Source organism: Pseudomonas sp. Fl4BN1, assembly GCF_009908285.1.
Lineage (GTDB): Bacteria > Pseudomonadota > Gammaproteobacteria > Pseudomonadales > Pseudomonadaceae > Aquipseudomonas.
The window spans coordinates 1-9,529 of the sequence record NZ_JAAARM010000068.1; the positions used below are offsets into that span (position 1 = coordinate 1).

Below are 9,529 nucleotides of genomic sequence, written 5' to 3' on the forward strand. Positions count from 1 at the left end.
CCCCTCAACTGCCCGAAAGACCTCACGGCGAACATCGCCCTGGACCTTTCCAACGACGACTAGGAGTAACCCCACATGTCCCGCATTGGCGGCAAGAACTTCGACATTGCCCTGGGGGATCTCCAGGTGCACGTCGAGAGCTGCACCCTGGATATCACCGACAACACCGCCGTGGCGCAGTCCCGGGGCGTGCCTGATGGCCACGTCGATGGCGACGTGGCGGCCAGTGGTGAATTCGAGTTCGACAGCAATAACTTCAATCTGCTGATCGAGGCCGCCCGCACTGCCGGCAGCTTCCGCCAGTTGGACCCCTTCGACGTGGTGTTTTTTGCCCAAGCGGGCCAGGAAGAACTGCGCATCGAGGCCTTCGGCTGCAAGTTGAAGGTATCCAGCTTGCTCAGTGTTGACCCCAAAGGCGCCGAGAAGACCAAGCACAAGGTGCAATTCAACGTCACCAGCCCGGACTTCATCCGCGTCAACGGTGTGCCGTACCTGGCTGCTGCCGAGATCGAGGGCCTGCGCTGATGGTCTGCCTGTTCGACCGCGCCCAGCGACTGGAAGCGCGCCAGCGGAAACAGGCAATCGCCGCCCAGCTCGCCAACGCGCTGCCGACCGGGCCAAGCCGCACCCACTGTCAGGACTGCGACGACCCCATTCCGGAGGACCGTCGAGCCCTGGGCGGCAAGACCCGCTGCACCCCCTGCCAATCCACCTTTGAGCGAGGACAACGCCGATGACCACCAACCGCTGGCCGAACTTCTCGGCCAAGGAGCTGCGCTGCAAGTGCGGCAAGTGCAACAGCGACGGCAGCGAGATGCAGCCGGAGTTTATGGACCGCCTGCAGCAGCTGCGCAACCAGTACGCCAGGCCCATGGCCCTGAGCAGTGGCTACCGCTGCCGCCGGCACCCCGAGGAAGCCAGGAAGGCCGAACCGGGCGAGCACAACATGGGGCTGGCCGTCGATGTGGCTGTGCGCGGTCCTGACGCGCTGAAGCTACTGCAGCTCGCCCTGGGCCTGGGCTTTACCCGAATCGGCGTGAGCCAGAAGGGCAACAGCCGTTTCTTGCACCTGGGCCTGGCTCCGATCGGCGGACGCCTCCCGAGCCCTGCACTGTGGAGTTACTGACATGAACCGCCTGCTGATTTGTGCCGCTTTCGGCGCCGTTTTCCTGGTCGGGTGTGCGCTGAGCGATTCCCACACCGTGGTTGCGCGTAGCGCCGCCACGCTGGTGGCCACCTACTGCAAAGCGCCGATGCCGGCACGGGTGCTGCTGCGCGAGCAGATCGCCCAGGACACCGCGCCGAACCGGGTCCGCGTGGAGTGTGCCGCCGATGCCCTTTGAAAGTGACCTGGAGCTGAGGCACCGCCCAGGGCACACGCGCTGGGAGGTGATCCGGGTGCTGCAGTACCGCACTCGGGACGGCCGCTTGATCACCGTCCCGGTGGGCTACCTGTCGGACCTGGCCAGCGTGCCGCACCTGGCCCGTCGCATCGTGGACCCGCAGACGCCGGCGGCGCGCCGGCCGTCGGTGGTGCATGACCGCATCTACACCCACGAAACCCATCGATTCACCAAGGCCGAGGCCGATCGGATCTTCTACGACGCATTGCGTGAAGAAGGCATGAACACCGCCTTGGCCTGGCTGATGTACCAGGCCGTCCGGATCGGCGGCCGTGGCACCTGGAGCGCCTGACATGGAAATGCTGGAGAGACTGATGGCCTTGCTGCCCGAACTGCTGTTGACCGCCGTGATCGGCTTCCAGGCCTTCCTGTTTCGCCAGGTCAGTGAGTCCCGACGCGAGCACCTGGAGCTGCGCGTGGAGATCGCCCAGAACTACCCGCGACACAACGACATCGAGCGCGCCATGGACAAGCTGGAAAGCAACCTGCGCGCCCAGCTGGACACCCACTTTTCAACCCTAAGCCAAAGGATACGCACCCCATGACCATCAACAGCCGCGAGATCACCCTGGAAGTCGGCGACAAGGAATTCAGCTTTGCTCTGTCGCCCCAGGACGTGACCAAGTACTTCAACGCCATGACCGCGACCAACAAGGTGGCGCCGTCGTTCAACCTGCTGAGCACCACCGTCAACCAGGAACAGCGGGCCGGCCTGCGCGAGCAGCTGCAGGTCAATCCAGTGCTGACCATGCAAATGGCCGGCGCGCTCCTGGAAGAGTTCGCCCCGGACGTTGAAGTACTCGTAAAAAAGCCCTCGACCACGCCGAGCGCCTGACCGAGGACGGCCTGGGCCAGCTGATGGCCCTCACCAACCGCTGGCTGCCTGGCGCTGAACCCTCAATCGAGAACATGGGGACGGCGCAGTGGCTTGAAAACGAGCACTGGAGACGCATGGAGATTGCCGTGGCAAACGGCATTGCCCATGCGTTGAACGGATAACTGAGCATGGCTGACCGCAGCGCCCGCCTGGACTTCATCCTGGCCCTGACCGACAAGGTCACCGCACCTTTGGGCAAGGTGAAAATGGGCTTTTCGAACCTTGCCGAGCAAAGCGAAAAGAACATCAAGACCATGGGCCTGGGGTTGGCCGGCATGACCGGCGCCTTCGTCGGTATCAACCAGTCGTTGCAGCCCGCCCTGGAGATGAACCGCGCCCTGGGCGAAGTGCGTTCCCTGGGCGTTGCCGAAGACGCGCTGACCGCGCTCAATCAAAAGTCGCTGGAATTCTCCGTGGCCTACGGCGAGAACGCCCGGGACTTCGTGGCCTCGGCGTACAGCATCGAGGGCGCGATTAAGGGCCTGACAGGCAGCCAGCTGGCGACTTTCACCAACACCAGCAACCTGCTGGCCAAGGCCACCAAGTCCGACGCCGAAACCTTGGGCGCCTACGTGGGCACCATGTACAACCTGTTCAAGGTCCAGGCTGACGCCATGGGCAAGGCGGAGTGGGTCGAGAAGCTGGGCGGCCAGACTGCCCTGGCGGTGCAGCTGTTCCGCACCGACGGCGCCCAGCTCAAGGACGCATTCAAGGAGGTGGGAGCGATCGCCACCGCCGGCGGCGTGGACATTGCCGAGCAGTTCGCGGTGATCGGTTCGCTGAGCAGCACCATGGAAGGCGGCGACGCCGGCGGCCGGTACAAGGCGTTTTTCGAGAACATCGGCGCCGCCTCGGACAAGCTCGGGATCAAGTTCACCGACCAGGAAGGGAAGGTGCTGCCGATGCTGCAGATCCTGGAGAAGCTGCAGGGCAAGCTGGGCGACCTCAACAGCGCATCGGCCGGCACCAAGCTGTTGGACGCCTTCGGTGGCGAGGGTGCCCAGGTGATCGGCGCACTGGCGAAAGACACCGACCGGCTACGCCAGGGCCTGGACAAGCTGGGCAAAGTCCGCGGGCTTGAGGATGCCGAGAAGATGGCCCAGGCCATGGTCGATCCGTGGCAGCAGTTCGCGGCCGCTGTTGAGGCGTTGCGGATTGCCTTCGGCCAGGCGTTGATCCCGATCCTGACCCCACTCATGGCCAAGTTGTCCGGGGTCGCCAGCACGCTGACCCGCTGGACTCAACTGTTCCCGAACATCACCCGAGTGGTGGGCATTGCGACCCTCGGGGTGCTGGCCATCATCGCCGCCATGTCGCTGCTGACGTTTGTAGTCGGGGCGTCCCGCATGGCCTGGATGGCCATCATTACCGTCTGGAAAGTGGTTCAACTGCTGAACCTGCGCACCATTGCCGGGTTCCTCCTGCAGGCGGCGGTGATCGCTACCTATGTCGCGGGCCTGACGGTGCTCTACACCACGATGGGCATCATTCGCGTGGCCATGATGCTGTGGCAGGGCGTGATCTGGTTGGTCAACGTGGCGTTGACGGCCAACCCGATCGGCGTGGTGGTGATGGGCATTGCCGTCCTGGTCGCGATCGTGATCGCCGCCGTCTACTACTGGGACGAGTGGACCGGCGCCCTGATGAACACCGAGGCCTTCAAATGGGTGCTGGAGAAGCTGCAGGGGCTGACCGACTGGTTCAACTCGATGGGCGGCTGGGCTGGCATGGCCAAAGGCGCCTGGGACGCGATCGTGGGTGTGTTCTACAAGGCCATCAATAGCTTGATCGAGATGATCAACACGATCCCCGGCGTGAACATCGAGGCCCGCCTGGGCGACATGCCGACGATCCCCGGCGCCGAGCAGGCGACCAGCGCTGCAGACGTCGCCAGCGCCGCGCAGAAGGCGCAACAGACCATCAGCGCGGCTATCCCCTCAATTGCTCCCACGCGGCCTAACGCGGTGCCGCCTGGCGGCCTGCTGACCAGCATTCAGAACACCAGCAACCAAAACAAAGGAACCCATGTGGAGAACGTGAACATCCACACCGGCAAGGCCATGACCCCGTTGGAACTGGAAAACATGATGGGCATGGCGGTGTCCGGATGAGCGAATACATAGACCTTTGGATCGTGGACAACGACCTGGTACTGGACCCGTCCCGCCAGCCGCTGTTGATCGCCGACCGGGCCAGCATCGCCCAGGACATTGCTCACATGATCCGCGACAGCGGCCTGCTGGTGACCCTGGTGGCCGAGCGCGACCGATTGAAGCAACGCGACTGCATCCAGCAACTGGAGCTGCTGGTGGAGGCCGACGAACGCCTGGTGCCCGGTACGGCGCAGATCACCCAGCTGCAGCCGGGGCAGTACCTGGTCACGGCCAAAACCCTGAAATTCGGTGACGTAGAGGTGACCCTGTGAGCGACGTGGATTTCAAGCAGGCGCTGAGTGATGCCGGCATTCCGACCACCGAGGCCGGCCTGCGCCAGGCTTGGGAGAAGGAAGTGGTCGCCCAGGGCGCCAAACTGAGCAATACCGGGGCCTACTCGCCGTTTTGGCGCGTAGTCACTGCCCTGGTGACCAAGCCGGTGCTGTGGCTGCTGGACTTCGTCGTCCAGTCGGTCCTGCCGAACTTCTTTGTAAAGACCGCCGGCGGCAAGTGGCTGGATATGCTGGCCTGGGCCGTGAACGTCGAGCGTAAGGGGGCCACTCGGGCCAAGGGCAAGATCCTGTTCACCCGGGCCAATACCGCCGGCACCCTGGAACTGCCGGCGGGTGTCCTGGTGCAGTCGCCACCGATCAATGGCCACGTCTACCAACTGCGCACCACCGAGGCTGTGGCTTTCGCCGATGGCCAGCTGCAGCTGAGCGTGCCGATCGAGGCGGACGCCACCGGCAGCGGTTACAACCTGGCACCGGGTTACTACGCCATCCTGCCGGAACCCATTGCCGGCATCGTCCAGGTGATCAACACCGAGAGCTGGCTGGAATCACCAGGTGCAGATCCAGAGCCCGACGATCAGTTGCGTCTGCGGGTGCGTAACCAGTTCTCGGCGGTCAACCAGTGGCACACCGACGCGGTCTATCGAGCCATGATCTCGACCTTTCCAGGTGTGCGGCCGGACGGTGTCTATTTCGAGCACGGTGCCCCGCGTGGTCCGGGTAGCGCCAATGCCTACGTGCTGTTTGAAGCTGGCGTGCCGGCGGCCTCGTACCTGGACCAGATCAACGCCCATATCCGCGACCAGGGCAACCATGGCCACGGCGATGACCTGATGGCGATGGCCATGCCTGAAAAGGAGTACAGCTTCACGCTGATGGTCGTGGCGAGGGCCAACACCAGCGCCGAACGCATCGAGGAGCTGCAGAAAGAGATCGATCTGTTCGTGCGCGCGGCCTTCCGTGAAAGCACGTCCCGCGACTACAAACCGACCCTGACTTACCCACAGTCGCGTTTCAGTTTCAGCCGGCTAACTGAGGAACTGCACCACCAGTTCCTCGACGTCGAGTCGTTTCGCTTCTCGGCCCGGGTGGACCTAATCAGCGGCCTGGAAATTCCCCGGATCAGAACCTTTCAGGTGGCGGTGACATGATCAAACTCAAGCTGCCTTTCTGGCTCGCCGGCACCGAGCTTTCCAAGCTGATGGCCGCTGCCCAGCGCTGGTGGGAAACCGCCAGCGGCTGGCTGATGTGGCCCTATGACCAGCTCGACCCCGACACCTGCCACCTGCGCATCCTGGAGCTGTGGGCCTGGCAGCGCGACGTGACGCGCTTTGTCGGTGAGCCTGAGAGCCTTTTCCGGCTTCGGGTGAAATACGCCTTCATCAACGCGGTGGACGCCGGCAGCACCGCCGGCATGAAACGCATCCTGCAGCGCCTCGGGGTTGGCTATATCGAGATCGAGGAACGCCAGCCCGGGCGCGACTGGGACGTGGTGCTTCTGCGGCTTTCCGACTCCCAGCTGTCGCTCAATGCGGACCTGCTGCGCGTCCTGGTGCAGCAGTACGGCCGGACCTGCCGGCGCTACGACTTCGAAAGCGTGACACCGGTGACGCTGCAGGTCGCCGTACTTGATTTCAACGACGACCAGCAAACGCTGGTTGCCTCTCTGTAGGAGATCCCCATGGGGGCCACTATCACCCTGGCGGGCGAAAACCTGATTGCGCAAAAACAAGGTGCGCAGCAGATCCTCACTGCCACCCGTTTCATCCTGGCCAAGGTGCCCGGGCTCGATCCTGAACAGCCTGTCGATCGTGCTGCCGGCAAACCGCCCGCAGCACAGATCGTTGGCACCTTCGACGTGACCCAGGCCGGCTACGTAAACCCTAACCAGGTCGTCTACAGCGTGATGCTGGGCAGCGATATCGGGGACTTTGACTGGAACTGGATTGGCTTAGAGTCGGCCGAGGGCGTGCTGCTGATGGTGGCCCATGTGCCCATGCAGCAGAAACGCCGAAACCAGTTGCCCCAGCAGGTCGGCAACAACGTCACCCGCAATTTCCTGCTGGTGTTCGACGGCGCCAAGGCCCTGACCGGCGTCACCGTGGACGCCAGCACCTGGCAGCACGACTTCACTGCCCGACTGTTTGGCATCGATGAGCGCGAGCGCCTGGCCAACCGGGACGTCTTCGGCCGCGCCTGTTTCTTCGGGTCTTCGCTGTCATTAAAGCGTGTGGGTACAAACCTGCAGCTTGCACCTGGTACTGCCTACATTGAGGGAATCCGGATTGAACAAAGGGGCATGGCGCAGTTTGAACTGCCTTCCGTGCCGACGACCTTCTGGCTGGATGTATCCCTACAACGCCACATGGGCGACGTGATCGCCGGCTGGAACATCGTTCAAAACCCACTGAGCACGTCCGATTACACCGACGCCGCTGGTGTGCGCCGCTACCTCTTTCTGATCGCTACGTTGCTGGCTGACAAGACCCTTGTAGACAACCGCACTGTGGAGCCAATCGACGGGCCACTGGTGAGACACTTTGCCGCCCGAGTGGGTGACTACGAAAAGCTGCGCGCCCGGGCCACCACCAAGGAAGACGTGGGGCTGGGCAACCTGCCCAACGCCAAAAGCGACGACCCGAGCACAAACAGCAGCGAGATCCTGGCCACCACCAAATGCGTCAACAACGTCAAGACTGATGTGATGGCGCCCCTGGTTGGCCAGGTCAGCGTATTTGCCCGGGAGACGGCCCCGGCCGGGTGGCTCAAAGCCAACGGTGCGGCAGTGTCCCGTGTGACCTATGCCGCGCTGTTTGCGGCGATCGGCACCCGTTTCGGCGCCGGCGATTGGGTTAACACGTTCAACATCCCGGACCTACGCGGCGAGTTTATTCGAGGTTGGGACGATGGGCGTGGCCTGGACCCTGGCCGGGATCTGGGCGGGGTTCAAGGCGGCCAGAACGCGCTCCATACCCACACCGCGAGAACTGACGCCGCAGGCGAGCACACCCACGCTGCGAGCAGTGACGCGGCCGGTGAGCACACCCACACCTTCACAAAGTCCGCGGGTTCGAACAACAGCCCCGGCGGCTACGTGACCACCGCCAACGGTGGTGGATCGATCCACGTAACCAACCCCGCCGGCGCTCACTCGCACACCGTCACCATTCAAGGCGCACCCGCGCACAGCCACGCGGTGACCGTGGACGCATCCGGCGGCAACGAAACCCGGCCGCGCAACGTCGCGTTGCTCGCCTGTATCAAATACTGAGGGTGATCATGAGCAAGACCGTTTATCAAACCGATCAGTACGGGATCTATACCGGGCCGATCACAGCAGACGAATCCCCCCTGGAGCCAGGCGTCTGGCTGATTCCTGGCGGCTGCGTCGAGGTTGAACCACCTGCACCAGGTGAACACCAGGTGCCCCACTGGAATGGCAAACGCTGGCAGTTGGTCCGGTCCTTCCAGGGGCTGACGGCGTACAGCACGGCCACCGGCGCGCCGCTGCAGATCCAGCAGGTGGGCGAGCTGCCGCCTGGTTACACACTGAGCGTTCCAGGGCCCGGTCAGGTCTGGCGCAATGGCGATTGGGTGGACGACACCCCGGCCTTGCTCAAGCGCCGGCACACCGAACGCACCCTGCAGGTGAACGCTGCGTGCGAAGCCGCGATCACCGGGGGCTTCTGGTCCAGTGCTTTGGGTGCCCCTCACCAGTACAGCAGCCAGCTGGATGATCAACTGAACCTGACCGGGGTCATTCTCGCCGGCCTCGACACGCTCTATGCCTGCCGCGACCAGGCCGGCGCCAAAGCGTTTCGGGCGCACACGGCCGAGCAGATCCGCAAAGTGGGCGACGACTTCACCGTGTTCAAGCTGCAGCCACTGCAGCACGCCAACGCGCTCAAGCAACGGTTGGACCAGGCCCTGGCCAGCGGCGACCTGGTCGCGCTTGAGGCGGTGACCTGGGAGAGCCCAGAGCCATGACCTGGGCACCAGTCACCATGCGCTGGCCAGAGCAGGCCACCCGCTGGATGGGTGACCTGTCAGCGGCCAAGGAGCTGGCCGGCGGCGAGCTGGCCAGCACGGCCGAACGCCTGGCGGGACTGGATGGCATGACCAGCACCAACCCGGGGCCGGTCGGTGCTGCAGCTGAACAGGCGATCGCCGCCGGCAGAGCTGCCCTGACCAGCCAGATGGACCAGGCGCCGGTCTGCCTGGCCGTGACGCCGTTTCAAAGCGGCGTGGGCACTGGGCGGGGGAATCAGCTCTACCTCTCGGCCCCCAACTTGCTGCAGCAGCTGGCCCTCAAGCTGGGCGACAGTGCCGACAGCGGCCTGCCGATCGGCCAGCACTACGCGCTGTCGGTGATGTTCCTTGGCACCCGTTACGAGCAGTTGGCCAAGACCCTGGCGCGCTTCAATGCGCTGCTGCCGATCCCTGACCTGGTGCGAGCTGAGCGCCGCGCCGATCACCTGGCCAAGCTGGAAACGGAAAAGTGGATGATGCCCACGGCCGGCACTCTGCCGCGCTGGGCGGATCTGCCCCTTGAACGATGCACCCTGATCAAGGCGGCGAAGCAATCCATGGCGGGCCAGATCGCCGTCCTGGAAGGCTACGCGGCCGACAGCTCGCCTATGGGTGACCTGGCGGCCCTGGCCAAGCGCAAGGCCGCACAGCAGAAAGGCCGCGATCAGCAGCTGGACGACCTGAAAGCCCTGCTGGCCGGTGGCAATGCCGACCACAGCATGCGCGCTCGGTTGCTTGGTCCCGGTGGCCCGGGCGACCTGCGGCGGGCCTTGC

Annotated in this window: 15 protein-coding genes; all 15 read left to right on the forward strand. The window is 64.2% G+C overall.

The features are described from left to right. The first annotated feature begins 75 nt into the window (after positions 1-75). A complete protein-coding gene (locus GV818_RS33320; protein ID WP_161778702.1) occupies positions 76-525 on the forward strand; it encodes a phage protein in 450 nt (149 codons plus the stop codon). After that, positions 525-737, forward strand: a complete 213-nt coding sequence (locus tag GV818_RS33325; RefSeq protein WP_065365549.1) for a TraR/DksA C4-type zinc finger protein — start codon at positions 525-527, stop codon at positions 735-737. The genes GV818_RS33320 and GV818_RS33325 overlap by 1 nt, the downstream gene beginning before the upstream one ends. After that, positions 734-1,126 carry a D-Ala-D-Ala carboxypeptidase family metallohydrolase gene (locus tag GV818_RS33330; protein ID WP_161778703.1) on the forward strand — a complete coding sequence of 131 codons (393 nt, stop codon included), beginning with the start codon at positions 734-736 and terminating at the stop codon, positions 1,124-1,126. The genes GV818_RS33325 and GV818_RS33330 overlap by 4 nt, the downstream gene beginning before the upstream one ends. Before the next feature lies 1 nt (position 1,127). Further along, positions 1,128-1,343 carry a hypothetical protein gene (locus GV818_RS33335; protein WP_161778482.1) on the forward strand — a complete coding sequence of 72 codons (216 nt, stop codon included), beginning with the start codon at positions 1,128-1,130 and terminating at the stop codon, positions 1,341-1,343. After that, positions 1,333-1,695 carry a DUF1353 domain-containing protein gene (locus tag GV818_RS33340; protein ID WP_060842902.1) on the forward strand — a complete coding sequence of 121 codons (363 nt, stop codon included), beginning with the start codon at positions 1,333-1,335 and terminating at the stop codon, positions 1,693-1,695. Before GV818_RS33335 ends, GV818_RS33340 begins: the two co-directional genes overlap by 11 nt. 1 nt (position 1,696) lies before the next feature. Next, entirely contained in the window at positions 1,697-1,948 is a 252-nt protein-coding gene (locus GV818_RS33345) for a hypothetical protein (RefSeq protein ID WP_161778704.1), read from the forward strand. Next, positions 1,945-2,238 (forward strand): putative phage tail assembly chaperone, encoded by a 294-nt coding sequence (locus tag GV818_RS33350; RefSeq protein ID WP_161778705.1) that lies wholly within the window; start codon positions 1,945-1,947, stop codon positions 2,236-2,238. The genes GV818_RS33345 and GV818_RS33350 overlap by 4 nt, the downstream gene beginning before the upstream one ends. A gap of 23 nt (positions 2,239-2,261) precedes the next feature. Beyond that, complete coding sequence (locus GV818_RS34210; protein WP_176707090.1) at positions 2,262-2,402, forward strand: DUF6890 family protein; 141 nt, start codon at positions 2,262-2,264, stop codon at positions 2,400-2,402. A gap of 6 nt (positions 2,403-2,408) precedes the next feature. Beyond that, positions 2,409-4,391, forward strand: coding sequence for a phage tail tape measure protein (locus GV818_RS33355; protein ID WP_161778706.1), 1,983 nt, complete (start codon positions 2,409-2,411; stop codon positions 4,389-4,391). Continuing rightward, the gene (locus GV818_RS33360) at positions 4,388-4,705 is read left to right on the forward strand and encodes a DUF2590 family protein (protein WP_103741814.1); all 318 of its coding nucleotides are present in this window, start codon (positions 4,388-4,390) and stop codon (positions 4,703-4,705) included. The genes GV818_RS33355 and GV818_RS33360 overlap by 4 nt, the downstream gene beginning before the upstream one ends. After that, positions 4,702-5,877 carry a baseplate J/gp47 family protein gene (locus GV818_RS33365; RefSeq protein WP_161778707.1) on the forward strand — a complete coding sequence of 392 codons (1,176 nt, stop codon included), beginning with the start codon at positions 4,702-4,704 and terminating at the stop codon, positions 5,875-5,877. The genes GV818_RS33360 and GV818_RS33365 overlap by 4 nt, the downstream gene beginning before the upstream one ends. Beyond that, positions 5,874-6,398 carry a phage tail protein gene (locus GV818_RS33370; RefSeq protein WP_161778479.1) on the forward strand — a complete coding sequence of 175 codons (525 nt, stop codon included), beginning with the start codon at positions 5,874-5,876 and terminating at the stop codon, positions 6,396-6,398. Before GV818_RS33365 ends, GV818_RS33370 begins: the two co-directional genes overlap by 4 nt. Before the next feature lie 9 nt (positions 6,399-6,407). Next, positions 6,408-7,997 carry a phage tail-collar fiber domain-containing protein gene (locus GV818_RS33375; protein WP_161778708.1) on the forward strand — a complete coding sequence of 530 codons (1,590 nt, stop codon included), beginning with the start codon at positions 6,408-6,410 and terminating at the stop codon, positions 7,995-7,997. 8 nt (positions 7,998-8,005) lie between these two features. Further along, positions 8,006-8,713 (forward strand): phage tail protein, encoded by a 708-nt coding sequence (locus GV818_RS33380; RefSeq protein ID WP_178125248.1) that lies wholly within the window; start codon positions 8,006-8,008, stop codon positions 8,711-8,713. Continuing rightward, positions 8,710-9,529, forward strand: an 820-nt coding sequence (locus GV818_RS33385; protein WP_161778709.1) for a hypothetical protein, incomplete at its 3' end; no start/stop codon positions are given. The genes GV818_RS33380 and GV818_RS33385, both read left to right, overlap by 4 nt.

Excerpts from the sequence above, each read along its gene's own strand:
- GV818_RS33320 (WP_161778702.1), top strand. The coding sequence starts at position 76 with ATGTCCCGCATTGGCGGCAAGAACTTCGACATTGCCCTGGGGGATCTC.
- GV818_RS33325 (WP_065365549.1), top strand. The coding sequence starts at position 525 with ATGGTCTGCCTGTTCGACCGCGCCCAGCGACTGGAAGCGCGCCAGCGG.
- GV818_RS33330 (WP_161778703.1), top strand. The coding sequence starts at position 734 with ATGACCACCAACCGCTGGCCGAACTTCTCGGCCAAGGAGCTGCGCTGC.
- GV818_RS33335 (WP_161778482.1), top strand. The coding sequence starts at position 1,128 with ATGAACCGCCTGCTGATTTGTGCCGCTTTCGGCGCCGTTTTCCTGGTC.
- GV818_RS33340 (WP_060842902.1), top strand. The coding sequence starts at position 1,333 with ATGCCCTTTGAAAGTGACCTGGAGCTGAGGCACCGCCCAGGGCACACG.
- GV818_RS33345 (WP_161778704.1), top strand. The coding sequence starts at position 1,697 with ATGGAAATGCTGGAGAGACTGATGGCCTTGCTGCCCGAACTGCTGTTG.
- GV818_RS33350 (WP_161778705.1), top strand. The coding sequence starts at position 1,945 with ATGACCATCAACAGCCGCGAGATCACCCTGGAAGTCGGCGACAAGGAA.
- GV818_RS34210 (WP_176707090.1), top strand. The coding sequence starts at position 2,262 with ATGGCCCTCACCAACCGCTGGCTGCCTGGCGCTGAACCCTCAATCGAG.
- GV818_RS33355 (WP_161778706.1), top strand. The coding sequence starts at position 2,409 with ATGGCTGACCGCAGCGCCCGCCTGGACTTCATCCTGGCCCTGACCGAC.
- GV818_RS33360 (WP_103741814.1), top strand. The coding sequence starts at position 4,388 with ATGAGCGAATACATAGACCTTTGGATCGTGGACAACGACCTGGTACTG.
- GV818_RS33370 (WP_161778479.1), top strand. The coding sequence starts at position 5,874 with ATGATCAAACTCAAGCTGCCTTTCTGGCTCGCCGGCACCGAGCTTTCC.
- GV818_RS33375 (WP_161778708.1), top strand. The coding sequence starts at position 6,408 with ATGGGGGCCACTATCACCCTGGCGGGCGAAAACCTGATTGCGCAAAAA.
- GV818_RS33380 (WP_178125248.1), top strand. The coding sequence starts at position 8,006 with ATGAGCAAGACCGTTTATCAAACCGATCAGTACGGGATCTATACCGGG.